Source organism: Pseudomonas sp. TE3-3-F2023, from assembly GCF_036784815.1.
Taxonomy (GTDB): Bacteria; Pseudomonadota; Gammaproteobacteria; order Pseudomonadales; family Pseudomonadaceae; genus Aquipseudomonas; species Aquipseudomonas pudica.
In genome coordinates, this window is the sequence record NZ_CP145113.1 from 1,878,176 (window position 1) to 1,902,055 (window position 23,880).

Sequence of the window (23,880 nt, forward strand, 5' to 3'; positions counted from 1 at the left end):
GCGGTCCCTGTGGGAGCGGGTTTACCCGCGAAGAGGCCGGTGCAGGCAGTAGAGATCTCTCAATGCAACAAAAGAGACCCGGCCCCCACGCCGGGTTTTTGTTTCATCACTTCCCACTTGAAGTGATTTTGTTTATCAATTAATAATGAATATCATTATCCAGTAACCCGGCGATGATGTTCATGAAACCCGTCCTCCGCGAACTGCCCTACCTGGAAAACTGGCGCTGGCTCAGCCGACGCATCCGCTGTGCGCTCGAGCCCGACGAACCGCGCCTGATCGAGCATTACCTGGCCGAAGGCCGTTACCTGGTGTGCTGCACCGAAACCTCGCCATGGACGGTGGCGCTGACCTCCTTCCGCCTGCTGCTGGATACCGCCTGCGACCGCATGCTGCCCTGGCATTGGCGCTGCCTCTGCCTGGACCAGGCCTGGCGCCCGCTGCTGGACCTGCGCAACCTCGATCGCGAGGCACAGAACCAGCGCTGGCAGCCCTTCGCCCTGCAGTTGGCCAATTGCCGCCTGCTGCCGTCGATTTCTCCCGATGAACTGATGCAAGGATTTGATGATGAGTGATACCCGTATCGAGCGTGACAGCATGGGCGAGCTGCAGGTGCCGGCCCAGGCGCTGTACGGTGCCCAGACCCAGCGCGCGGTCGACAATTTCCCGATCAGCGGCCAGCGCATGCCGGCCCAGTTCATTCGTGCACTGCTGCTGGCCAAGGCTGCCGCAGCCAAGGCCAACGTCGAACTGGAACAGCTGTCGACCGCGCAGGGCCAAGCCATCGTAACGGCAGTTGAGCAGCTGCTGGCGGGGGACTTCATCCAGCATTTCCCTGTGGATGTGTTCCAGACCGGTTCCGGCACCAGTTCGAACATGAACGCCAACGAGGTTATCGCCACTCTGGCCAGCCGCGTGCTGGGTGAGGCCGTCAACGCCAACGACCACGTCAACTGCGGCCAGAGCAGCAACGACATCATCCCGACCACCATTCACGTCAGCGCCGCGCTGGCCCTGCACGAGCAGCTGCTGCCAGCCCTGGCGCACCTGGTGCAGGTGATCGAGGCCAAGTCGGCGCAGGTGCATCAGTACGTGAAGACCGGCCGCACCCACCTGATGGATGCCATGCCAGTGCGCATGAGCCAGGTGCTGGATGGCTGGGCGGCGCAGATCAATGGCGCCAAGGCTCACATCGAAGCGACCCTGCCAAACCTGCAGGCGCTGGCCCAGGGTGGCACCGCCGTGGGTACCGGCATCAACGCCCACCCGCAGTTCGCTGCCGGTTTTGCCCGCCAGCTCAGCAGCCTGACCCAGGTCGAGTTCACCCCCGGGCAGAACCTGTTCGCCCTGATCGGCTCGCAGGACACCGCCGTGGCCCTGTCTGGCCAGCTCAAGACTGCCGCCGTGGCGCTGATGAAGATCGCCAATGACCTGCGCTGGATGAACTCCGGCCCGCTGGCCGGGCTGGGCGAAATCGAGCTGCAAGGCCTGCAGCCGGGCTCTTCGATCATGCCGGGCAAGGTCAATCCGGTGATTCCGGAAGCCACTGCCATGGTCGCCGCCCAAGTGATCGGCAATGACGCCACCATCGCCATCGCTGGCCAGTCCGGCAACTTCGAGCTGAACGTGATGCTGCCGGTGATCGCCCGCAACCTGCTGGAAAGCATCGAGCTGATGGCCAACGTCAGCCGCCTGCTGGCCGACAAGGCCATCGCCAGCTTCAAGGTCAACGAAAGCAAGCTCAAGGAAGCCCTGGCGCGCAACCCGATCCTGGTCACGGCGCTGAACCCGATCATCGGCTACCTGAAGGCCGCCGAAATCGCCAAGACCGCCTACAAGCAGGGTCGCCCGATCATCGACGTGGCGCTGGAGCACACCGACCTGTCGCGTGACCAGCTGGAAGCGTTGCTGAACCCGGAAAAACTCACCGCCGGAGGTATCTGACCCCGAGTCACGGCCCAAGCGCCAGCGGTGACCGCGTTGGTCATCGCTTACTCCATGTCTACGGAATTCAACGATATGCCCCATACCTTGCCTGCACTGCCTTACGCCTACGCTGCGCTGGAACCGCACATCGACGCGCAGACCATGGAAATCCATCACACCAAGCATCACCAGACCTACGTCAATGGCCTCAACGCCGCCATCGAAGGCACCGAGTGGGCTGAGTGGCCGGTGGAGAAACTGCTCGGCGCGGTCGGACAATTACCGGAACTCCTGCGTGGTGCGGTGACCAACCATGGCGGCGGGCACGCCAACCACAGCCTGTTCTGGACCGTGATGTCACCGCAGGGTGGGGGAGAGCCGCAGGGCGCTCTGGCGCAGGCCATCGAGGAACAGCTGGGCGGCTTCGATGCCTTCAAGGAGGCCTTCACCAAGGCTGCGCTGACCCGCTTCGGTAGTGGCTGGGCCTGGCTCAGCGTGACCCCGCAGAAAACCCTCGTAGTGGAAAGCAGCGGCAATCAGGACAGCCCGTTGATGCACGGCAACACGCCAATCCTCGGCCTGGATGTGTGGGAGCATGCGTACTACCTGAAGTACCAGAACCGTCGCCCGGAATACATCGGTGCCTTCTACAACGTCATTGACTGGTCGGAAGTGGAGCGCCGCTACCTCGACAGCCTGAAGTGAGCCTTTCCGGTATGCGCTCCAAGGTGATGACTGTCAGCCGTGTGCGCCTGTTTCGGCTGGCGCTTGGGACTTTGCTGTTGCTGGCAGGCACTGCGCTGCTATTGGCGCGCGGCTTCGCCTGGTTGGACCTTGCCTGGCCAGCTTGGGGCTGTGTATCGGCTTGCGCCGTATGATGATGTTTTCACCGGCTTCGCTGTGGGGAGCGGCACATAACTCATTGAATCAGCGGGGACTTTGTGGGAGCGGCTTTAGCCGCGAACACCGGCGAAGTCGGTGCCATGCACCGCGTTGGATTCTTCGCGGCTAAAGCCGCTCCCACACGGGTACGCGTACCGCTTGCACAGGCGATTTGTGCTGAAAAGCTGTTCCCACACGGACCGTGCAGGCCTGCAAAATTCATTCGCCTTCGTCGAAATAATTGTTGATCAGCTCGACCAGCGCTGCCATCGCATCGTCGTCCTGCTCACCTTCGGTATGAAGGTGCACCTGCGTACCTTTGCCGGCCGCCAGCATCATTACCGCCATGATGCTTTTGCCATCCACTAGCTTGTCCGGCGCACGGCCAACCCTGACCTGGCAGGGGAAGCGGCCGGCAACGCCGACGAACTTGGCTGCCGCCCGGGCATGCAGGCCCAACTTGTTGATGATGGTTATTTCACGGGCGGGCATCGTGGGGCGGATCCTTGGGCTAGAGGTCGCGGTGGCGGACCTGGACGTTTTTCAGGGATTGCTGCAGCAGCTGGCCAAGGCGTTCGGTGATGTACACCGAGCGGTGGTGACCGCCGGTGCAGCCAATGGCAATGGTGACGTAGGCACGGTTGCTGGCGGCGAAGCGGGGAAGCCACTTGAGCAGGTAACTGGAAATGTCGTTGAACATCTCTTCGACATCCGGCTGTGCGGCCAGGTAGTCGATCACCGGTTGGTCGAGGCCGGAGTGCTCACGCAGCTCGGGCTTCCAGTAGGGGTTGGGCAGGCAGCGCACATCGAACACCAGGTCTGCATCGACCGGCATTCCGCGCTTGAAACCGAACGACTCGACCAGGAACGCGGTGCCAGGCTCGGGCTGGTTGAGCAGGCGCAGCTTGATCGAATCACGCAACTGGTACAGGTTCAGGCTGGTGGTGTCGATCTTCAGGTCGGCCAGGTCTGCAATTGGCCCCAGCAATTCGCTTTCCACCCGAATCGCTTCCGCGAGCGAGCGGTTGGCGTTGGTCAACGGGTGGCGCCGGCGGGTTTCCGAGAAGCGCTTGAGCAGCATGTCTTCGTCGGCATCCAGATACAGCACGTCGCACTGGATATGCCGAGCGCGGGCTTCTTCGAGCAACTCGGGGAAACGCGTCAGGTGGCTGGGCAGGTTGCGCGCGTCGATCGACACGGCGACCTTGGGTTGCAGCAACTCGGTATTGATCAGCGCATTTTCCGCCAGTTGTGGCAGCAGCCCGGCGGGCAGGTTGTCAATGCAGTAGAAACCGTTGTCTTCCAGGACATCGAGGGCGGTGCTCTTGCCGGAGCCGGACCGGCCGCTGACGATGATCAGGCGCATGTTCAGTGCTCGTTCTGTACGTCCAGGACAACCTGGAACAGGGCCTCGCTGCTGGTGGCCGCACGCAGGCGATCACGGACCTCCTTGCGATCGAGCATGCTGGCAATCTGGCGCAGCAGTTCCAGATGGGCATCGGTGGCGGCTTCTGGCACCAGCAGGACGAACAGCAGGTCCACCGGCGCGCCATCGATGGCGTCGTAGTCGATAGGGGCTTCCAGATGCAGCAGGGCGCTGACCGGAGCGGAACATCCTTCAAGCCGGCAGTGCGGGATGGCGATGCCGTTGCCGAAACCGGTCGAGCCGAGTTTTTCCCGGGCGATCAGTTTTTCGAAGACGTCTTGCATCTCCAGTTCGGGCACTTGATCGGCGATGACGGTGGCGACCTTTTCCAGGGCGCGCTTCTTGCTGCCGCCCGGCACGTTCACGAGGGAACGGCCGGGGGTCAGGATGGTTTCAAGTCGGATCATGGATGAGGGGGATCAGCGGGCAGCTGCACCTTGCAGCAGGCTTTGCTGTTTTTCCTTGTGTTTTTTCAGTTGGCGGTCGAGCTTGTCTGCCAAGGCGTCGATCGCTGCATACATGTCTTCGTGTTCGGCGTTGGCAACCACTTCGCCGCCGGGAATCTGCAAGGTCGCCTCGACCTTCTGCTGCAGCTTCTCGACTTTCATGATGACCTGCACGTTGGTGATCTTGTCGAAGTGACTTTCCACGCGAGCGAGCTTTTCAAGCACGTAATCGCGCAGTGGCTGGGTGACTTCTACATGCTGTCCACTGATATTGACTTGCATACAGCTTCTCCTTTGTTGCCCGTGCATAAAGAGGCAGATCTTGCACCTGCCCCACAAACGCTGTGGCACATCTCAGGGGCTACATCAGTCGCTTGCGCTCGCTCGACGGTGCGATGCCGAGGGACTCGCGGTACTTGGCGACGGTGCGACGGGCTACCTGGATGCCTTGTGCCTCCAGTAAACCAGCGATCTTGCTGTCACTCAATGGCTTTTTCTGATTTTCCGCCGCAACCAGTTTCTTGATGATCGCGCGGATCGCCGTAGACGAGCATTCTCCGCCTTCGGAGGTGCTGACGTGGCTGGAGAAAAAGTATTTCAGTTCGTAGATGCCACGCGGCGTGTGCATGTATTTCTGCGTGGTTACCCGCGAAATGGTCGACTCGTGCATGCCCACCGCTTCGGCGATGTCATGCAGCACCAATGGCTTCATCGCTTCGTCGCCGTGATCGAGGAAGCCGCGCTGGTGCTCGACGATCTGCGTGGCCACCTTCATCAGGGTTTCGTTGCGGCTTTGCAGGCTCTTGATGAACCAGCGCGCTTCCTGCAACTGGTTGCGCATGAAGGTGTTGTCGGCGCTGGTGTCGGCCCGGCGCACAAAACCGGCATATTGCGGGTTGACGCGCAGGCGCGGAATGGCCTCCTGGTTCAGCTCCACCAGCCAGCGGTCGCTGTCCTTGCGCACGATGACGTCGGGCACCACGTACTCAGGCTCGCTGGACTCGATCTGCGAGCCGGGGCGCGGGTTGAGGCTTTGTACCAGCTCGATGACCTGGCGTAGCTCGTCTTCCTTGATTTTCATGCGACGCATCAGCTGGCTGTAATCACGGCTGCCGAGCAGGTCGATGAAGTCGGTGACCAGGCGCTTGGCTTCGGCCATCCACGGCGTGCTGGCGGGCAGCTGGCGCAGTTGCAGCAACAGGCATTCGCCCAGGGTGCGGGCGGCAACACCGGCTGGTTCGAACTGCTGGATGCGGTGCAGTACCGCTTCGACCTCGTCCAGCTCGATATCCAGCTCCGGGTCGAAACCGGCGCAGATTTCCTCGAGGGTATCTTCCAGGTAACCCTGGCCGTTGATGCTGTCGATCAGGGTGACGGCGATCAGGCGGTCGGTGTCGGACATCGGAGCCAGGTTCAGTTGCCACAGCAGGTGGCTTTGCAGGCTTTCGCCGGCCGATGTGCGGGTGGTGAAGTCCCACTCGTCGTCGTCGTTGCTCGGCAGGCTGCTGGCGCTGGTCTGGTAGATGTCTTCCCAGGCGGTGTCGACCGGCAGTTCGTTGGGGATGCGCTCGCTCCACTCACCGTCTTCCAGGGTGTCGGCACTGGTAGTGCTTTCCTGGAAGCTGTTGTCCTGGACTTCGGCGGCCGGCTTGTTCTCGGCGTTGTCCGCCATCGGGTCGCTATTGTCGAAGTCGTCGCCGTCTTCCTGACGTTCGAGCATCGGGTTCGACTCCAGCGCTTCCTGGATTTCCTGTTGGAGGTCCAGGGTGGAGAGCTGGAGCAGGCGGATGGCCTGTTGCAACTGCGGTGTCATCGTCAGTTGCTGGCCCATTTTTAGGACGAGCGATGGTTTCATGGCTGGGGCTTAATACCTTGTTCGCCGGCGCGCATGCGCCATCCACTACACGAGGGCGCCGGGGCGCCAGATCAAGCAAGTTTTATGCCTTAAATTGTAGCGTTTGCCTAGAGCACTGTAACAACTTTACCCCGGCCTTCAGGGCGATTTGCCAGTACTCCAGGCGCGTGCCGGGGTCAGAGCCGGAACTCGTGGCCCAGGTAAACCTCTTTGACCAGGTCGTTGGCCAGGATGGTTTCGGAGTCGCCTTCAGCGATCAGCCGGCCATCGTTGACGATATAGGCGGTTTCGCAGATATCCAGGGTCTCACGCACGTTGTGGTCGGTGATCAGTACACCGATACCCTTGGCCTTGAGGTGATGGATGATCTGCTTGATGTCGCCGACCGAGATCGGGTCGACACCGGCAAACGGTTCGTCCAGCAGGATGAACTTGGGTGCGGTCGCCAGCGCGCGGGCAATTTCCACGCGGCGGCGCTCACCACCGGACAGGCTCATGCCGAGGTTGTCGCGAATGTGGCTGATGTGGAACTCCTGCAGCAGGCTTTCCAGTTCTTTGCGCCGGCCGTCGCGGTCGAGGTCCTTGCGGGTCTCGAGGATGGCCATGATGTTGTCGGCCACCGACAGCTTGCGGAAGATCGAGGCTTCCTGCGGCAGGTAGCCGATGCCGGCGCGGGCGCGACCGTGCATGGGCTGGTGGCTGACATCGAGGTTGTCGATCAGCACGCGCCCCTGATCGGCCTGGACCAGGCCGACGATCATGTAGAAGCAGGTGGTCTTGCCGGCGCCGTTGGGGCCGAGCAGACCGACGATCTGGCCGCTGTCGATCGACAGGCTGACGTCGCGTACGACCTGCCGCCCCTTGTAGCTCTTGGCCAGGTGCTGGGCTTTGAGGGTTGCCATTTACTCGGCCTTCTTCTTGGGCTGGATCACCATGTCGATGCGCTGACGCGGCGAGGTCACGTTGCCACCGCGACCGGCGGTTGCCACCTGGGTCTGGGTGTTGTAGACGATCTTCTCGCCTTCGGTGGTGTTGCCTTCGTTCTCGACCTTGGCGCGGTCGGTGAGGATCACCATGTCCTTCTGCGACTGGTACTGGATGGTCACCGCCCAGCCTTTCATCTTGTCCGGTTTGGCTGCGCTCTGCTGCTGCTCGAAGTAGGCCAGGTTGCCCACCGAGGTCACCACGTCGATGTCGCCGGAGGCGGAGCGGGTGATGGTCACGGTGTTGCCTTTGATCATCATCGAACCCTGGGTGATGATCACGTCGCCGGTGTAGGTGGCCACGCCCTGCTTGTCGTCCAGGTGGGCGTTGTCGGCCTGGATGCGGATAGGCTGGTCACGGTCGTTCGGCAGGGCGAGGGCGCTCGCGCTTCCCAGTGCTGCGCTCAGGCTGAGCAAAAGGGGGAGGGTTTTAACGAGCCTCATACTGTCCTCTTACGTTAGAGAGCAAGTCCATCTTGCCTTCTTTCAAATACGCTTTCATTCCTTTGCCCGTAGTTGTGCCACCGGCGCCGTCGATTCTAACGGCTTGCTCGGTCTGCGCATATTGCTTCTGCGGGAACACGGTCATGCGTGAGCTGGTAATGATCATTTCGCGCTGCTTTTCGTCGGTGCGGGCGACCCGTACGTTGTCGATCAGTTCGACTTCGCTGCCGTCCGGGTTGACTTCGGCGCGAGTGCTCTGTACGTGCCAGGGGTATTCGGTACCGCGGTAAAGGTGCAGGTCCGGCGTGGTCAGCAGGGTGATTTCGCTGGCCTTGAGGTGTTCGACCTTGTCGGCAGTCATTTCGTACTGCAGCTTGCCATCGGGCAGGAACTGCAGGCTGTGAGCGTTGACCGCGTAGTAGTCGATGGCGCTTTCGTCGACCTGGGCCACCGGCTTGTCGAGGAAGCTTTCCGGGCTGACATTCCAGTAGCCGATCGCCACCAGCAGGGCGGCGATTACCGCGAGCAGCGCAATGTTGCGGGCTTTCTTGCTGAACATGGGCAGCCTTACAGGTAGTTGGCGTTGGCAGCGTCCAGGGTGCCCTGGGCCTGCATGATCAGTTCGCAGAATTCACGGGCCGCGCCTTCGCCGCCACGTGCCTGGGTCACGCCATGGGCGTGTTGGCGCACGAACGGCGCGGCGTTGGCGACCGCCATGCCCAGGGCCACGCGGCGGATTACCGGCAGGTCGGGCAGGTCGTCGCCAAGGTAGGCCACTTGAGCATAGCTCAGGCCCAGTTCGGCGAGCAGGCCGTCCAGCACCACCAGTTTGTCCTCGCGGCCCTGGTACAGGTGCGGGATACCGAGGTTCTTCGCCCGGCGCTCGACCACCGGGGTCTTGCGCCCGCTGATGATCGCGGTGGTCACGCCCGAGGCCATGAGCATCTTGATGCCCTGGCCGTCGAGGGTATTGAACGTCTTGAACTCGCTGCCGTCCTCTAGGAAGTACAGGCGCCCGTCGGTGAGCACGCCGTCCACGTCGAACACTGCCAGCTTGATGTTCTTGCCGCGTTGCATGAGGTCCTGGTTCATTCCATCGCTCCTTTACATCACGCCGGCGCGCAGCAGGTCGTGCATGTTCAGGGCGCCGGTGGGGCGGTCCTCGCGGTCCACCACCACCAAGGCGCCGATCTTGTGGTCTTCCATGATCTTCAGGGCCTCGGCCGCGAGCATTTCGGCGCGGGCCGTCTTGCCGTGCACGGTCATTACCTGGTCGATCAGGGTGGTGTGGACATCGATGTTGCGGTCCAGGCTGCGGCGCAGGTCGCCGTCGGTGAAGATCCCCGCCAGCTTGCCATCGGCTTCGACGATCACGGTCATGCCCAGGCCTTTGCGGGACATTTCAAGGAGTGCGTCCTTGAGCAGGGTGCCGCGGGGCACCTGGGGCAGTTCGTCGCCGGCGTGCATCACGTTCTCCACCTTGAGCAGCAGGCGGCGGCCCAGAGCACCACCCGGGTGCGAGAAGGCAAAGTCTTCCGCGGTGAAGCCGCGAGCTTCGAGCAGGGCAATGGCCAGCGCGTCGCCCAGCACCAGCGATGCGGTGGTGGAGGAGGTGGGTGCCAGGTTCAGCGGGCAGGCCTCTTGCTCGACGCGGGCGTCGAGGTTGACCTCGGCAGCCTGGGCCAGGGGCGAGTCCGGGTTGCCGGTCAGGCTGATCAGCTTGATGCCCAGGCGCTTGATCAGCGGCAGCAGGGTGACGATTTCGGCGGTGCTGCCGGAGTTCGACAGGGCAAGGATGACATCATCGCGGGTGATCATGCCCATGTCGCCATGGCTGGCTTCGGCCGGGTGCACGAAAAACGCCGGCGTGCCGGTGCTGGCCAGGGTGGCGGCGATCTTGTTGCCGATGTGCCCGGACTTGCCCATGCCGACCACGACGACCCGGCCCTTGCTGGCCAGGATCAGTTCGCAGGCCTTGACGAAATTGTCGTCGATGCGCGCCAGCAGGGCCTCTACGGCCTCGAGTTCCAGGCGCAGGGTGCGTTGGGCGGATTGGATCAGCTCGCTGGATTGGCTCATGTCGAAAAAGCAATGCCTGATGAAAAGGCGGCGATTATAGCTGCAATGAAAGAAACCCTCACGCTTTCGATTGCCGTGGTGAATGTCTGGTCAGCCTGTCGCAGGGCTGAACGACTCGTTAGCCGGCCTTGGGGCGGTGCTGTCAGCGGTGCTATAGTTCGCCGCTATTCGGCCTGCCTGGGGCGCTTGTGCCTTCCAGATGGAGGCCGACGTCCATTAGGACGAGGCTGCACTAGCAAGGAGTCTAGATGAGTGTGGATAGCGCCTACGCGGTCGAGTTGAAGGGGGTTACCTTCAAACGCGGTTCGCGCAGCATTTTCAGCAATGTCGACATTCGCATCCCGCGCGGCAAGGTCACCGGTATCATGGGACCATCGGGTTGCGGCAAGACCACATTGCTCCGCCTGATGGGCGCGCAGCTGCGCCCCTCCAGCGGTGAGGTCTGGGTTGCCGGGCAGAACCTGCCGACGCTGTCGCGCAGCGACCTGTTCGACGCCCGCAAGCAAATGGGGGTGCTGTTCCAGAGCGGCGCGCTGTTCACCGATCTCGATGTGTTCGAGAACGTCGCGTTCCCGCTGCGCGTGCACACCCAGCTGTCGGACGAGATGATCCGCGATATCGTGTTGATGAAGCTGCAGGCCGTGGGGCTGCGCGGTGCCATCGACCTGATGCCCGACGAGCTGTCCGGTGGCATGAAGCGCCGTGTGGCGTTGGCCCGGGCGATTGCGCTGGACCCGCAGATCCTCATGTACGACGAACCGTTCGTCGGCCAGGACCCGATCGCCATGGGTGTATTGGTGCGTCTGATCCGCCTGCTCAACGACGCCCTGGGTATTACCAGCATCGTCGTTTCCCACGACCTGGCGGAAACCGCCAGCATTGCCGACTACATCTATGTCGTAGGTGATGGCCAGGTGCTGGGCCAGGGGACGCCTGACGAGCTGATGGGCTCGGACAACCCGCGCATTCGCCAGTTCATGAAGGGCGACCCGGACGGCCCGGTGCCTTTCCATTTCCCTGCGCCTGACTACCGCGCCGACCTGCTGGGAGCGCGTTGATGCGCAGAAAATCCTTACTCGAACGTGTCCGCCTGCTGGGGCGCTCGGCCATTGACGTGCTGGCGGTGCTGGGGCGCTCCTGCCTGTTCCTGTTCCATGCACTGATCGGCCGTGGCGGCATCGGTGGCGGCTTCCAGCTGCTGACCAAGCAGCTGTACTCGGTGGGCGTGCTGTCGCTGGCGATCATCGTCGTGTCCGGCGTGTTCATCGGCATGGTGCTGGCGCTGCAGGGCTTCAGCATCCTGACCAAGTACGGCTCGGAGCAGGCGGTGGGGCAGATGGTCGCCCTGACCCTGCTGCGTGAGCTCGGCCCGGTGGTGACGGCATTGCTGTTCGCTGGCCGTGCCGGTTCGGCGCTCACCGCGGAAATCGGCAACATGAAGTCCACCGAGCAGCTGTCGAGCCTTGAAATGATCGGCGTCGACCCTCTCAAGTACATCGTCGCGCCGCGGCTGTGGGCCGGTTTCATTTCGCTGCCGTTGCTGGCGCTGATTTTCAGCGTGGTCGGCATCTGGGGTGGCTCGTGGGTCGCGGTGGACTGGCTGGGCGTCTACGAGGGCTCGTTCTGGGCCAACATGCAGAACAGTGTTTCGTTCACCGACGACGTGCTCAACGGGCTGATCAAGAGCCTGGTATTTGCCTTCGTCACGACCTGGATCGCCGTATTCCAGGGGTACGACTGTGAGCCCACCTCAGAAGGGATCAGCCGTGCCACCACCAAGACCGTGGTCTATGCCTCGTTGGCAGTGCTGGGTCTGGACTTTATTCTGACCGCCTTGATGTTTGGAGATTTCTGATGCAAAACCGCACCCTGGAAATCGGTGTCGGCCTGTTCCTCCTGGCCGGGATCCTGGCGCTGCTGCTGCTCGCCCTGCGTGTCAGCGGGCTGTCGGCCAGCCCGAGCAGCGATACCTATAAAGTTTATGCCTACTTCGACAATATCGCTGGTTTGACGGTCAGAGCTAAAGTGACCATGGCCGGTGTGACCATCGGCAAGGTTACCGCCATCGATCTGGACCGTGATTCCTACACCGGTCGGGTGACGCTGCAACTGGACAAGTCGGTGGACAACCTGCCGACCGACTCCACGGCCTCGATCCTGACGGCCGGGTTGCTTGGCGAGAAGTACATCGGCATCAGCGTGGGCGGTGAGGACCAAGTGCTCAAGGACGGCGGGACCATCCATGACACCCAGTCGGCGCTGGTGCTGGAAGATCTGATTGGCAAGTTCCTGCTCAACTCCGTTGGCAAGGAACCGAAAGAAGCGCAACCGGCTAATTAAGGAGTTTCCATGATTTCGATCCTGCGACGTGGCTTGCTGGTCCTGCTGGCGGCCTTCCCCCTGATGGCGCTGGCCGCGCAGTCTCCGCATGACGTGGTGCAGAGCACCACCACAGAGCTGCTGGGTGAGCTCAAGGCCAACAAGGAGCAGTACAAGTCCAACCCGCAAGCGTTCTACGACGCCCTTGACCGTATCCTCACGCCCGTGGTCGATGCCGACGGTATTTCCAGAAGCATCATGACCGTCAAGTACTCGCGCAAGGCCACGCCCGAGCAGATGCAGCGCTTCCAGGAAAACTTCAAGCGCAGTCTGTTCCAGTTCTACGGTAACGCCCTGCTGGAGTACAACAACCAGGGGATCGTCGTGGACCCGGCCAAGGCCGATGACGGCAAGCGTGCCTCCGTAGGCATGAAGGTCACCGGCAACAATGGCGCCGTGTACCCGGTTCAGTACACTCTGGAAAACCTGGGTGGCGAATGGAAGGTGCGTAACGTGATCGTCAACGGCATCAACATCGGCAAGCTGTTCCGCGACCAGTTCGCCGATGCCATGCAGCGCAATGGCAACGACCTGGACAAGACCATCGACGGCTGGGCCGGCGAAGTGGCCAAGGCCAAGCAGGCCGCCGACAACTCGCCAGAGAAGACCGTCAAATGAGTGAGGCCGGCGTAAGCATGGCCGAGCCGGGCGTGCTGCGCCTGGCCGGCGTGCTGGACTACCGCAGCGGGCCCGCCCTGCGCAAGCAGGGCAGGGCGCTGATCGCGGGCTGCCGCGAGGCGCAGTTGGTGCTCGATTGCTCGGCTGTACAGCGCTCCACCAGTGTTGGCCTGTCGTTGCTGCTGGCCTTCATGCGCGATGCCCAGGCCACCGGCAAGGGTTGCCAGGTGCGCGGTATGCCCGACGACATGCGGGAAATTGCCGAGGTCTATGACCTCGATGAAGTGCTGGCAACCTGATGTTCCGGCACGGATGATGGCCCCTCGGTCAGCGAAGCCCTCGTTGGGCTTCGCAGGCGAGGGGCTTTTTTGTATGATGGCCGACCCGTGCGCATCGGGCGCCGATTGAGGTTGAGCATGCAGGCCGTAGAAGTTAAAAGCTTCCTTGAAGAGAAATTGCCGGGTTCCCGGGTCGAAGTTGAAGGCGAAGGCTGCAACTTCCAGTTGAACGTGATCAGCGACGAGTTGGCTGGCCTGAGCCCGGTCAAACGCCAGCAGGCGATCTATGCTCACCTGAATCCGTGGATCGCCAATGGCAGCATCCATGCGGTAACCATGAAATTTTTCAGCAGCGCAGCCTGGGCTGAGCGCACCTGAGCCAACGTGGCGGCGAGATTCCAATGGACAAACTGATTATTACTGGCGGCGCTCGCCTTGATGGCGAGATCCGCATTTCGGGCGCGAAGAACGCAGCCCTGCCGATTCTGGCGGCGACCCTGCTGGCCGACGGCCCGGTCACCGTGGGCAACCTGCCGCACCTGCACGACATCACAACCATGATCGAGCTGTTCGGCCGCATGGGCATCGAGCCGGTGATCGACGAAAAGCTGGCGGTCGAGATCGACCCACGCACCATCAAGACCCTGGTCGCGCCTTACGAGCTGGTCAAGACCATGCGCGCCTCGATCCTGGTGTTGGGCCCGATGGTCGCCCGTTTCGGCGAGGCCGAAGTGGCCCTGCCTGGCGGTTGCGCCATTGGTTCGCGCCCGGTCGACCTGCACATCCGTGGCCTCGAGGCCATGGGCGCGAAGATCGAAGTCGAAGGCGGCTACATCAAGGCCAAGGCGCCTGAGGGTGGCCTGCGCGGTGCGCACTTCTTCTTCGACACCGTCAGCGTGACCGGTACCGAGAACATCATGATGGCCGCTGCCCTGGCCAAGGGCCGCAGCGTGCTGCAGAACGCCGCGCGCGAGCCGGAAGTGGTCGACCTGGCCAACTTCATCAACGCCATGGGCGGTAATGTCCAGGGCGCCGGTACCGACACCATCGTCATCGACGGCGTCGAGCGTCTGGGCTCGGCCAACTACCGCGTGATGCCGGACCGTATCGAGACCGGCACCTACCTGGTTGCCGCTGCCGTGACCGGTGGTCGCGTCAAGGTCAAGGACACCGACCCGACCATCCTTGAAGCAGTACTGGAAAAACTCAAGGAAGCCGGCGCCGACATCAATACCGGCGACGACTGGATCGAGCTGGACATGCACGGCAAGCGGCCGAAAGCCGTCAACCTGCGTACCGCCCCGTACCCTGCTTTCCCGACCGACATGCAGGCGCAGTTCATCTCGCTCAACGCCATTGCCGAAGGCACCGGTGCAGTGATCGAGACAATCTTCGAGAACCGCTTCATGCACGTCTATGAAATGCACCGCATGGGCGCGCAGATCCAGGTCGAAGGCAACACTGCCATCGTCACAGGCGTCAAGGCGCTGAAGGGTGCCCCGGTAATGGCCACCGACCTGCGTGCTTCCGCCAGCCTGGTGCTGTCGGCGCTGGTAGCCGAAGGCGATACCCTGATCGATCGCATCTACCACATCGACCGTGGTTACGAGTGCATCGAAGAAAAACTGCAGATGCTGGGCGCGAAGATCCGTCGCGTGCCGGGCTAATCGTCTGCCTGGTGCATCCTGTGGGAGTGCGGTTTGCCCGCTTTCGCAGGATGTGCCTAACGAATTGAATGCGGTCGGGCTCTACGCCCGGCCGGCAGTAGCCGCTTAAGGACCGACGTTCCAATGTTGACCATCGCGCTTTCCAAAGGCCGTATTCTCGACGATACCCTGCCATTGCTGGCCGAGGCCGGTATCGTGCCGACCGAGAACCCGGACAAGAGCCGCAAACTGATCATCCCCACCACGCAGGACGATGTGCGCCTGCTGATCGTGCGTGCCACCGACGTGCCGACCTATGTCGAGCATGGTGCCGCCGACCTGGGTGTGGCCGGCAAGGATGTGCTGATGGAGTACGGCGGCCAAGGCCTGTACGAGCCCCTGGACCTACAGATTGCCCGCTGCAAGCTGATGACCGCCGGTGTGGTCGGTGCACCTGAGCCCAAGGGCCGTCTGCGCGTGGCTACCAAGTTCGTCAACGTAGCCAAGCGCTACTACGCCGAGCAGGGCCGCCAGGTCGACATCATCAAGCTGTACGGCTCGATGGAGCTGGCACCGCTGATCAATCTCGCTGACAAGATCATCGACGTGGTCGACACCGGCAACACCCTGCGTGCCAACGGCCTGGAGCCCCAGGAACTGATCGCCACGATCAGCTCGCGCCTGGTGGTCAACAAGGCCTCCATGAAAATGCAGCACGCCCGTATCCAGAGCCTGATCGACACGCTGCGCGAAGCGGTCGAATCGCGACACCGCGGTTGATTCCTGCGCGCGACCTTCGCTGTCGCGCCCATCTATCCGCGTCATAGCCATTTTTCTCGGGTGCCCGCGCGGATGGACTGGTAGCTTAGGGCGCCTGAGCATTCGCCAATAATCGAGGCCCTCGCCATGACCGTGTCCACTGCAATTGCCCGTCTCAACGCTGCTGATCCGGATTTCGCCCGACATCTGGATCATCTGCTGAGCTGGGAAAGTGTGTCCGATGACGCGGTCAACCAGCGCGTGCTCGACATCATCAAGGCCGTGCGCGAGCGTGGCGATGCGGCGTTGGTGGAATTCACCCAGCGTTTCGATGGTGTCGATGCCAAGTCGATTGACGACCTGATCCTCAATCGCGAGCGCCTGGAACTGGCCCTGACCCGCATTACCCCGGCCCAGCGCGAAGCCCTGGAAAAGGCCGCCAACCGCGTGCGCATGTACCACGAGCGGCAGAAACAGGACTCCTGGCAGTACACCGAAGCCGACGGCACCGTGCTCGGCCAGAAGGTCACCCCACTGGACCGCGCCGGCCTGTATGTGCCGGGTGGCAAGGCGTCGTACCCGTCGTCGGTGCTGATGAACGCCATCCCGGCCAAGGTTGCCGGCGTGGCCGAAGTGGTGATGGTGGTACCGACCCCGCGTGGCGAGGTCAACGAACTGGTGCTGGCGGCTGCCTGCATCGCCGGTGTCGACCGTGTGTTCACCGTCGGCGGTGCCCAGGCTGTCGCCGCCCTGGCGTACGGTACCGAAAGCGTGCCGCAGGTGGACAAGATCGTCGGCCCGGGCAACATCTACGTTGCCACCGCCAAGCGCCACGTGTTCGGCCAGGTGGGTATCGACATGATCGCCGGCCCGTCGGAAATCCTCGTGGTGTGCGATGGTCAGACCGACCCGGACTGGATCGCCATGGACCTGTTCTCCCAGGCCGAGCACGACGAAGATGCCCAGGCCATCCTGGTGAGCCCGGACGCCTCCTTCCTCGACCGCGTTGCTGCCGGCATCGACAAGCTGCTGCCGACCATGGAACGTGCCGAGATCATCGAGAAGTCGATCAATGGCCGCGGTGCGCTGATCCAGGTACGTGACATGCAACAGGCCATGGAAGTGGCCAACCGCATTGCACCCGAGCATCTGGAGCTGTCGGTGGCCGACCCGCAGGCCTGGCTGCCGCACATCCGCCACGCTGGCGCGATCTTCATGGGCCGCCACACCAGCGAAGCGCTGGGCGACTACTGCGCCGGCCCCAACCACGTGCTGCCGACTTCCGGCACCGCGCGTTTCTCGTCGCCGCTGGGGGTGTACGACTTCCAGAAGCGCTCGTCGATCATTTTCTGCTCCGAGCAGGGCGCGTCCGAACTGGGCCACACCGCCTCGGTCCTGGCCCGTGGCGAGTCGCTGACTGCCCACGCCCGCAGCGCTGAATACCGCATCCTGACCCAAGAGAAGGGGAACTGAGCATGAGTCGATTCTGGAGCCCCTTCGTCAAGGACCTGGTGCCTTACGTGCCGGGCGAGCAGCCCAAGCTGGCCCGCCTGGTCAAGCTGAACACCAACGAAAACCCCTACGGCCCTTCGCCCAAGGCGCTGGAGGCCATGCGCGGCGAGCTGAACGACAACCTGCGCCTGTACCCGGACCCGAACGGTGACCGGCTGAAGCAGGCGGTGGCCGAATACTATGGCGTGACCCCGGCACAAGTATTCGTCGGCAACGGCTCGGACGAGGTGCTGGCGCACATCTTCCACGGCCTGTTCCAGCATGACGCACCGCTGCTGTTCCCGGACATCAGCTACAGCTTCTACCCGGTCTACTGCGGCTTGTACGGTATTGCCTTCGAGCAGGTGGCGCTGGACGAGCAGTTCCAGATTCGCATCGAGGACTACGACAAGCCCAACGCCGGCATCATCTTCCCCAACCCCAACGCGCCGACCGGTTGCCTGATGCCGCTGCAGGTGGTGGAGCAGTTGCTGCAGGCCAACCGTGATTCGGTGGTGGTGGTTGATGAAGCCTACATCGACTTCGGTGGCGAAACCGCAATCAGCCTGGTGGACCGCTATGACAATCTGCTGGTCACTCAGACCCTGTCGAAGTCGCGTTCGCTGGCCGGGTTGCGGGTTGGGCTGGCGGTGGGGCACCCGGACTTGATCGAGGCGCTGGAGCGGATAAAGAACAGCTTCAACTCCTACCCGCTGGACCGTGCCGCGATCGTTGGCGCGGCGGTGGCGTTCGAGGACCGCGAATACTTCGAGGAAACCTGCCGCAAGGTGATCGACAGTCGCGAGGTGTTGGTCGGGCAGCTGCAGGCCAAGGGCTTCGAAGTGTTGCCGTCGGCAGCCAACTTCATCTTCGCTCGCCATCCGCAACGAGATGCCGGTGAGCTGGCTGCGCGACTGCGCGAACAGGGCGTGATCGTGCGCCACTTCAAGCAGCCGCGCATTGCCCAGTTCCTGCGCATCACCATTGGTACGCCAGAGATGAACCAGGCGCTGCTCGATGCGTTGAGCTGACGCCATCCACTGCCCTGCGCGGTCCTTGTAGGAGCGGCCTTGTGTCGCGAAAGGGCGCTCCTACAAAAAATCGCGCCAGGTTTTTAATCGCTGCTCTCTTCAATGACAAACACTTTGCCCACCGGTATGCTGCGCCAATTCATCGGATGATTGGTTGAGTTGAATGAGTAGCGAATTGACCAAGCGTTCACTGGTCGAACTGGCCGTCGAGCGCATGCGCGAACGCATCGTGCTGGGCGACTGGCAGGTTGGCCAGCGTTTGCCGACCGAGCCGGAGCTTGCCCTGCAGTTGGGCATAAGCCGCAATACCGTACGCGAGGCCATGCGTGTGCTGGCGTTCAGTGGCCTGGTGGAGATCCGCCAGGGCGACGGCAGCTACCTGCGTACCGCCCAGGACCCGCTGCAGGCGGTGCAGGCGATGTCACGCTGCACGCCCGAGCAGGCCCGCGAAACCCGGCATATCCTCGAAGCCGAGGCCATTGGCCTGGCCGCACTGCGCCGAACCGACGCCGACCTGCAGGCGCTGCGTGAAGCCCTGGCCAATAGCGCCGGGCATTTTCACGGTGATATCGATGCTTATGTGGCCTGCGACCTGGTGTTTCACCAGCGGCTGGTCGATGCCGCCCATAACCCGGCCTTGAGTGAGCTGTACCGGTACTTTTCCGGGGTGGTGGCTGCCGCGCTGCAGCACAACATGGCGACCGTGCCGCGCTGTCAAGCCACGTTCGACTTACATGGGCAGATACTTGCCGCCATCGAGCAACGCGATGCGGAGCAGGCCAAGCGCCTGAGCCGTACCCTTATCGCATCCTGACTCCGAGAAGGCCATGGCTGATTCCATCACCCGTAACACCCCACCGAGCGAGCGGGACCTCGAAGAATTGCTGATCGACGCCGAGGCTGACGACGAGCAGGTCCAACAGCAGCCGGTACCGATACAGCGGCCTTGGCTGTTGTTGCTCGGCCTGGTGCTGGTGGCATTGAACCTGCGCCCGGCATTGTCGAGCATGGCGCCGGTGCTGGGCCAGGTGTCCGAAGGCCTGGGGCTGAACGCCTCGCAGGCCGGTTTGCTGACCACCTTGCCAGTGCTGTGCCTGGGGCTGTTCGCCCCTTTGGCGCCGGTGCTGGCGCGGCGCTTTGGCAGCGAGCGGGTGATCCTCGGCATTCTCGCCACCCTGGCGCTTGGCATAGTCGTGCGCAGTAGCCTGGGGGCCACCGGGGTGTTCCTCGGCAGCCTCATGGCGGGTGCCAGCATCGGCATCATTGGCGTGCTGTTGCCGGGCATCGTCAAGCGCGATTTCCCGCAGCACGCTGGCACGCTGACCGGCGTGTACACCATGGCGTTGTGCCTGGGCGCCGCCATGGCGGCTGGCGCCACGGTGCCCCTGGCCCAGCACTTCAACGACAGCTGGGCGCTGGGCCTCGGCTTCTGGATGCTGCCGGCCCTGCTGGCCATGCTGGTGTGGCTGCCGCAGGCCCGCCAGGGCCATGGCCTGCACAAGGTAGCTTATCGCGTGCGTGGGTTGTGGCGTGACCCGCTGGCCTGGCAGGTAACCCTGTACATGGGCCTGCAGTCGTCACTGGCCTACATCGTATTTGGCTGGTTGCCATCGATTCTGATCGGTCGCGGCCTGAGCCCGACCGAGGCGGGGCTGGTGCTGTCGGGGTCGGTGATCGTGCAGCTGGTCAGCTCGCTCAGTGCGCCCTGGCTGGCCACTCGCGGCAAGGACCAGCGCCTGGCGATCCTGCTGGTCATGCTGATTACCCTGACCGGCCTGTTCGGGTGCCTGTATGCGCCGCTGTCCGGGCTGTGGGCGTGGGCGGTTGTGCTGGGCCTGGGGCAGGGCGGTACCTTTGCCCTGGCGCTGACCTTGATCGTGCTGCGCTCGAAGGATGCCCATGTGGCGGCAAACCTGTCGAGCATGGCGCAGGGGGTGGGCTATACCTTGGCGTCGATGGGGCCGTTTGCGGTGGGGCTGGTGCATGACCTGACCGGGGGCTGGGCGGCAGTGGGGTGGATCTTTGCCGTGCTGGGGCTGGGTGCCATCGTGTTCGGCCTGGGGGCCGGGCGGGCTTTGCATGTGCAGGTGAGCAGCGAGAAAGTCTGACGTTGATGTTGGCAGTGCCGGCCCTTTCGCGGGTAAACCCGCGAAGGGGCCGGTACTGGCATAAGCAACCGGGGCAGATTATCGTGCTGCTTTCATCCCCAGGACGGACCAGCCCCCATGAGCGACGCCAACCGCGACCTGATCACCCGCTTCTACCAGGCCTTCCAGCGCCTGGATGCCGAGGCCATGGTCGCCTGCTACAGCGACGATATCGCCTTCAGCGACCCGGTCTTTGGCACCTTGCGTGGCAAGGATGCAGGCGACATGTGGCGAATGCTCACCAGCCGGGCCAAGGACTTTACCCTGACCTTCGACAACGTCCGCGCCGATGAATGCACGGGCGCCGCACATTGGGTGGCCACCTACCTGTTCAGCCAGACCGGCCGCACCGTTGTCAACGATATCCAGGCGCGTTTCGTGGTCCGTGACGGGCTGATCTGCCAGCACGATGACCAATTCGACTTGTGGCGCTGGTCGCGGCAGGCGCTGGGTGTGCCTGGCATGCTGCTGGGCTGGTCGCCGCTGGTGCAGAACAAGGTGCGCCAGCAGGCGTTCAAAGGCCTGCGGGCGTACCAGCATGCTCAAGGCAGCGCTACCGCCTGATCACTCTTGTGATAGCTGAAGGTGGCGCGTTCATCGAGGTCGTTCGGTAGACGGATGCGAATGACAGGTATGAATGTGCCATTGGTCCTGTGCCAATCCCGTTGATCGGCCTGAGCTTGTTGCAATGCGCCATAAGCGCCTTCGATATGGAAAAACGACTGGATTGGCAGCCTGCTGGACTGCTCTTCGTCCCACGCACCGATCACCACCTCGTTCCACGGGAACGGTAGTTCAGGCGCAAACAACTGCTTGGCGCGTATGCTCTGGTAGAAGGCTTCAGCCCGCTCGGGAACCCGCGCCCGGCGGATATCGAATGCGCATTGGGCCTTGTAGTCGCCGCTTTGCCGGAACCGCTCCATCCACTGCTCGGCAGTGAGTACTCCCTGTTCATGGCAGGCCGCTTCGGTTGCGGCCGTTTGCCGATTGTCGCCGCAACCGCGTTTGTCACGCTCCCAGGTATCACCGTCAGTGGGCCAGGCGCATAGCATTTCGTAGCGCAAGCTGTCTTTTGGGCGTTGCAGCAGCGGGTACAGGGTAAAGCCGCTACGGCCGTCGGCAGCCAGCTGCGTGGTGGGAATGTCGCTGCGCAGGTATGAAAACGATACGCCGCCCTTGTCCTTGCTGTTCTGGCTATGATGCCAGGAATGATAATGCGGTGAAGGTTTGGTTGACCTTAGCAAGACGCCCGAACAGGCATGGGCAGGTACCGCGTTGCCTGGGCAATGCGCGGGCGTGGAATCGTAGTTTTTCTGCAACTGCTCGGCGGTCCGGGCGCCGATGGAGGCCTGGGCGGCGGATGCGCCGGCCAACAGGGCAGCGGCAAGCAAGGTGCGGGATACTGAAGTGAGCATGATGAAGCCCTTTTGGGGTGGGCTCACCAAATTAATGATGGAAAGAGCAGGCGTCGTGAGTGAAAAAGTGCCGGATCAGGCAGTAAAACCCTGGTATGTCTACTTGGTAAGGGCTGCCAATGGATCGCTGTATTGCGGTATCAGCGATGACCCGCAACGGCGTTTTCTGGCGCACCAGAAAGGGCAGGGCGCGCGTTACTTCAAGACCAGCCCGGCCCAGGCGCTGGTGTATGTGGAGCAATGGCCGGACAAGGGCGAAGCATTGCGCCAGGAGCGGCTGGTGAAGCGGCTGCGCAAGGCGGCGAAGGAGGCGCTGGTGGCCTCCTATGAGGCTGAGTCTTCCGCTATTTAGGGCCGCTTCGCGCCCCAGGGCCCTCAGTCCTTGCGCCGCTTCAACTGATCCACCAAGGTGGTCGGAAGCCCCTTGATGATCAAGGTCCCTGCCGCTTCGTCATACTCGACCTTGTCCCCCAGCAGGTGCGCTTCGAAGCTGATCGACAATCCCTCGGCACGCCCGGTGAAACGGCGGAACTGGTTGAGGGTGCGCTTGTCCGCGGGGATTTCAGGCGACAGGCCGTAGTCCTTGTTGCGGATGTGATCGTAGAACGCCTTGGGCCGGTCCTCGTCGATCAGGCTGGACAGTTCTTCCAGCGTGACCGGCTCGCCCAGCTTGGTCTGGGTAGTGGCGTACTCGACCAGGGTCTGGGTTTTTTCGCGAGCGGACTCTTCCGGCAGGTCTTCGCTCTCGACGAAGTCGCTGAAGGCCTTGAGCAGGGTGCGGGTTTCGCCCGGGCCGTCGACGCCCTCCTGGCAGCCGATGAAGTCGCGGAAGTAGTCCGAGACCTTCTTGCCGTTCTTGCCCTTGATGAACGAAATGTACTGTTTGGAATTCTGGTTGTTCTTCCACTCCGACAGGTTGATGCGCGCCGCCAGATGCAGCTGGCCAAGGTCGAGGTGGCGCGAAGGCATCACATCAAGCTCGGCGTTCACCGCCACGCCTTCGCTGTGGTGCAGCAGGGCGATCGCCAGGTATTCGGTCATGCCTTGCTGGTAGTGGGCAAACAGGATATGGCCGCCGGTGGACAGGTTGGACTCCTCCATCAGCTTCTGCAGGTGCTCCACGGCCACGCGGCTGAAGGCGGTAAAGTCCTTTTCTTCGTCCAGGTACTGCTTCAGCCAGCCGCTCAGCGGGTAGGCCCCGGACTCGCCGTGGAAAAAGCCCCAGGCCTTGCCTTGCTTGGCGTTGTAGCTGTCATTGAGGTCGGCCAGCAGGTTTTCGATGGCGTCGGAAGCGGCCAGTTCGGAATCGCGGGCATGCAGTACGGCGGGGCTGCCATCGGGCTTTTTGTCGATCAGGTGAACGATGCAATGACGGATTGGCATGGAATTCTCGGGGAGCTGCAAAAGTTGTCCAGTTTACCCTAGACACCAGGTGGTGCAGTGGCCGGATGTTGGCAGAAATGGCGGTTGTTCGTTTTTTGTTCAAATTTGTGCGTTTTAGGCTAAAACCCCCGAAAAACCTGCATTAAATCGAAGCGCGCAGCGGATATTTATCCGTTCCTGTGGTAGCTTTGCGCGGTCTTGCGCCCCTTGTGTGGCGCATTGCTGGCAGCGTGCTGTCGTCGTGTCGAACCAAACGTCGATTTGCGTATCTACATACGCGATTGGCGCGGCCCTCCACTTTCAGGGGCTGGCCCGATAACGTCGTAGTGCGCTGCATAACCAACGAATTTGATAGGGAAGGAACACCACCATGGCATTGACCAAAGACCAACTGATTGCCGACATCGCCGAATCGATCGCCGCGCCAAAAGCCACCGCCAAGAACGCTCTGGAGCAACTGGGCCAGATCGTTGCCGACCAGCTGGAAAACGGCGCTGAAATCACTCTGCCAGGCATCGGCAAGCTGAAAGTCGCTGAGCGTCCTGCCCGTACCGGCCGCAACCCTTCGACTGGCGCTGCCATCGAAATCGCTGCCAAGAAAGTCGTCAAGTTCGTTCCAGCCAAAGTGCTGACCGACGCCATCAACAAGTAATTGTTGAAGCTTTGACGAAACCGCGCCCGGCTTGCCCGGG

30 protein-coding genes and 1 pseudogene are annotated in these 23,880 nt (G+C 62.4%); 19 read left to right on the top strand and 12 right to left on the bottom strand.

Translation table 11 applies throughout. The features are described 5' to 3' along the window. The first annotated feature begins 173 nt into the window (after nt 1-173). The 4 genes and pseudogenes from V3314_RS08505 to V3314_RS08520 all read left to right on the top strand — a co-directional run. A complete protein-coding gene (locus V3314_RS08505) occupies nt 174-575 on the top strand; it encodes a FagA protein (RefSeq protein WP_196188643.1) in 402 nt (133 codons plus the stop codon). Further along, complete coding sequence (locus V3314_RS08510) at nt 568-1,944, top strand: class II fumarate hydratase (RefSeq protein ID WP_135001614.1); 1,377 nt, start codon at nt 568-570, stop codon at nt 1,942-1,944. The genes V3314_RS08505 and V3314_RS08510 overlap by 8 nt, the downstream gene beginning before the upstream one ends. Nucleotides 1,945-2,019: 75 nt before the next feature. Next, on the top strand, nt 2,020-2,631 hold the full coding sequence (locus tag V3314_RS08515; RefSeq protein WP_085600619.1) for a superoxide dismutase: 612 nt from the start codon (nt 2,020-2,022) through the stop codon (nt 2,629-2,631). Between the two features lie 11 nt (nt 2,632-2,642). Beyond that, nucleotides 2,643-2,762 (top strand): annotated as a pseudogene (locus V3314_RS08520) (ZIP family metal transporter); the annotation flags it as partial. Nucleotides 2,763-3,027: 265 nt separating this feature from the next. Here the strand turns inward: V3314_RS08520 and V3314_RS08525 are convergent. From V3314_RS08525 to V3314_RS08570, 10 genes are all read right to left on the bottom strand, one after another. Continuing rightward, nucleotides 3,028-3,300, bottom strand: coding sequence for an HPr family phosphocarrier protein (locus tag V3314_RS08525; RefSeq protein WP_013971075.1), 273 nt, complete (start codon nt 3,298-3,300; stop codon nt 3,028-3,030). 19 nt (nt 3,301-3,319) lie between these two features. Beyond that, on the bottom strand, nt 3,320-4,174 hold the full coding sequence (rapZ, locus tag V3314_RS08530; protein ID WP_085587488.1) for an RNase adapter RapZ: 855 nt from the start codon (nt 4,172-4,174) through the stop codon (nt 3,320-3,322). A gap of 2 nt (nt 4,175-4,176) precedes the next feature. Next, nucleotides 4,177-4,641, bottom strand: a complete 465-nt coding sequence (gene ptsN, locus V3314_RS08535; RefSeq protein ID WP_046615769.1) for a PTS IIA-like nitrogen regulatory protein PtsN — start codon at nt 4,639-4,641, stop codon at nt 4,177-4,179. A gap of 12 nt (nt 4,642-4,653) precedes the next feature. Next, a complete protein-coding gene (gene raiA / locus V3314_RS08540; protein WP_003255135.1) occupies nt 4,654-4,962 on the bottom strand; it encodes a ribosome-associated translation inhibitor RaiA in 309 nt (102 codons plus the stop codon). Between the two features lie 79 nt (nt 4,963-5,041). Beyond that, nucleotides 5,042-6,535, bottom strand: coding sequence for an RNA polymerase factor sigma-54 (locus tag V3314_RS08545; protein ID WP_015269061.1), 1,494 nt, complete (start codon nt 6,533-6,535; stop codon nt 5,042-5,044). 176 nt (nt 6,536-6,711) lie between these two features. Beyond that, nucleotides 6,712-7,437: an LPS export ABC transporter ATP-binding protein gene (gene lptB / locus V3314_RS08550; protein WP_046615767.1), complete on the bottom strand. Its 726-nt coding sequence runs from the start codon at nt 7,435-7,437 to the stop codon at nt 6,712-6,714. Beyond that, complete coding sequence (gene lptA / locus V3314_RS08555; RefSeq protein ID WP_015269063.1) at nt 7,438-7,962, bottom strand: lipopolysaccharide transport periplasmic protein LptA; 525 nt, start codon at nt 7,960-7,962, stop codon at nt 7,438-7,440. Next, nucleotides 7,949-8,521 (bottom strand): LPS export ABC transporter periplasmic protein LptC, encoded by a 573-nt coding sequence (lptC, locus tag V3314_RS08560; protein ID WP_046615766.1) that lies wholly within the window; start codon nt 8,519-8,521, stop codon nt 7,949-7,951. Before lptC ends, lptA begins: the two co-directional genes overlap by 14 nt. An 8-nt stretch (nt 8,522-8,529) precedes the next feature. Further along, a complete protein-coding gene (locus V3314_RS08565; RefSeq protein ID WP_024086339.1) occupies nt 8,530-9,054 on the bottom strand; it encodes an HAD family hydrolase in 525 nt (174 codons plus the stop codon). A gap of 12 nt (nt 9,055-9,066) precedes the next feature. Next, on the bottom strand, nt 9,067-10,041 hold the full coding sequence (locus V3314_RS08570; RefSeq protein ID WP_003257920.1) for a KpsF/GutQ family sugar-phosphate isomerase: 975 nt from the start codon (nt 10,039-10,041) through the stop codon (nt 9,067-9,069). Nucleotides 10,042-10,289: 248 nt separating this feature from the next. Here V3314_RS08570 and V3314_RS08575 point away from each other — a divergent pair, with 248 nt between their 5' ends. The 13 genes from V3314_RS08575 to V3314_RS08635 all read left to right on the top strand — a co-directional run bounded on the left by V3314_RS08575 (nt 10,290) and on the right by V3314_RS08635 (nt 20,954). Beyond that, nucleotides 10,290-11,099, top strand: coding sequence for an ATP-binding cassette domain-containing protein (locus tag V3314_RS08575; RefSeq protein ID WP_012270662.1), 810 nt, complete (start codon nt 10,290-10,292; stop codon nt 11,097-11,099). Further along, on the top strand, nt 11,099-11,896 hold the full coding sequence (gene mlaE / locus V3314_RS08580; RefSeq protein ID WP_013971083.1) for a lipid asymmetry maintenance ABC transporter permease subunit MlaE: 798 nt from the start codon (nt 11,099-11,101) through the stop codon (nt 11,894-11,896). Before V3314_RS08575 ends, mlaE begins: the two co-directional genes overlap by 1 nt. Next, nucleotides 11,896-12,381 (top strand): outer membrane lipid asymmetry maintenance protein MlaD, encoded by a 486-nt coding sequence (gene mlaD, locus V3314_RS08585; protein WP_003257921.1) that lies wholly within the window; start codon nt 11,896-11,898, stop codon nt 12,379-12,381. The genes mlaE and mlaD overlap by 1 nt, the downstream gene beginning before the upstream one ends. A 9-nt stretch (nt 12,382-12,390) precedes the next feature. Then, a complete protein-coding gene (locus V3314_RS08590) occupies nt 12,391-13,038 on the top strand; it encodes an ABC transporter substrate-binding protein (protein ID WP_046615765.1) in 648 nt (215 codons plus the stop codon). Then, entirely contained in the window at nt 13,035-13,337 is a 303-nt protein-coding gene (locus tag V3314_RS08595; protein ID WP_046615764.1) for an STAS domain-containing protein, read from the top strand. The genes V3314_RS08590 and V3314_RS08595 overlap by 4 nt, the downstream gene beginning before the upstream one ends. A 117-nt stretch (nt 13,338-13,454) precedes the next feature. After that, entirely contained in the window at nt 13,455-13,694 is a 240-nt protein-coding gene (locus V3314_RS08600; RefSeq protein WP_003255121.1) for a BolA family protein, read from the top strand. A 23-nt stretch (nt 13,695-13,717) separates the two neighbouring features. Then, complete coding sequence (murA, locus tag V3314_RS08605; RefSeq protein WP_046615763.1) at nt 13,718-14,983, top strand: UDP-N-acetylglucosamine 1-carboxyvinyltransferase; 1,266 nt, start codon at nt 13,718-13,720, stop codon at nt 14,981-14,983. A gap of 123 nt (nt 14,984-15,106) precedes the next feature. Beyond that, a complete protein-coding gene (gene hisG, locus V3314_RS08610) occupies nt 15,107-15,742 on the top strand; it encodes an ATP phosphoribosyltransferase (RefSeq protein WP_046615762.1) in 636 nt (211 codons plus the stop codon). 126 nt (nt 15,743-15,868) lie between these two features. After that, complete coding sequence (hisD, locus tag V3314_RS08615; RefSeq protein ID WP_338460134.1) at nt 15,869-17,194, top strand: histidinol dehydrogenase; 1,326 nt, start codon at nt 15,869-15,871, stop codon at nt 17,192-17,194. A gap of 2 nt (nt 17,195-17,196) precedes the next feature. Then, nucleotides 17,197-18,243, top strand: coding sequence for a histidinol-phosphate transaminase (gene hisC / locus V3314_RS08620; protein WP_135001613.1), 1,047 nt, complete (start codon nt 17,197-17,199; stop codon nt 18,241-18,243). Between the two features lie 163 nt (nt 18,244-18,406). Continuing rightward, nucleotides 18,407-19,057, top strand: coding sequence for a FadR/GntR family transcriptional regulator (locus V3314_RS08625; RefSeq protein ID WP_085600617.1), 651 nt, complete (start codon nt 18,407-18,409; stop codon nt 19,055-19,057). 13 nt (nt 19,058-19,070) lie between these two features. Next, nucleotides 19,071-20,351 carry a CynX/NimT family MFS transporter gene (locus V3314_RS08630; RefSeq protein WP_196183016.1) on the top strand — a complete coding sequence of 427 codons (1,281 nt, stop codon included), beginning with the start codon at nt 19,071-19,073 and terminating at the stop codon, nt 20,349-20,351. 117 nt (nt 20,352-20,468) lie between these two features. Beyond that, the gene (locus tag V3314_RS08635; protein ID WP_046615757.1) at nt 20,469-20,954 is read left to right on the top strand and encodes a nuclear transport factor 2 family protein; all 486 of its coding nucleotides are present in this window, start codon (nt 20,469-20,471) and stop codon (nt 20,952-20,954) included. Here V3314_RS08635 and V3314_RS08640 read toward each other — a convergent pair. Continuing rightward, nucleotides 20,933-21,781 (bottom strand): hypothetical protein, encoded by an 849-nt coding sequence (locus V3314_RS08640; RefSeq protein WP_338460135.1) that lies wholly within the window; start codon nt 21,779-21,781, stop codon nt 20,933-20,935. The genes V3314_RS08635 and V3314_RS08640 overlap by 22 nt on opposite strands. A 61-nt stretch (nt 21,782-21,842) precedes the next feature. Here V3314_RS08640 and V3314_RS08645 point away from each other — a divergent pair, with 61 nt between their 5' ends. After that, entirely contained in the window at nt 21,843-22,157 is a 315-nt protein-coding gene (locus V3314_RS08645; RefSeq protein ID WP_108480963.1) for a GIY-YIG nuclease family protein, read from the top strand. A 23-nt stretch (nt 22,158-22,180) separates the two neighbouring features. On the opposite strand, the gene yejK is transcribed toward V3314_RS08645, so the two are convergent. Continuing rightward, nucleotides 22,181-23,188 (bottom strand): nucleoid-associated protein YejK, encoded by a 1,008-nt coding sequence (yejK, locus tag V3314_RS08650; RefSeq protein ID WP_046615754.1) that lies wholly within the window; start codon nt 23,186-23,188, stop codon nt 22,181-22,183. 370 nt (nt 23,189-23,558) lie between these two features. Here yejK and V3314_RS08655 point away from each other — a divergent pair, with 370 nt between their 5' ends. Further along, on the top strand, nt 23,559-23,840 hold the full coding sequence (locus V3314_RS08655) for an HU family DNA-binding protein (RefSeq protein WP_003257928.1): 282 nt from the start codon (nt 23,559-23,561) through the stop codon (nt 23,838-23,840). Nucleotides 23,841-23,880: the final 40 nt, after the last annotated feature.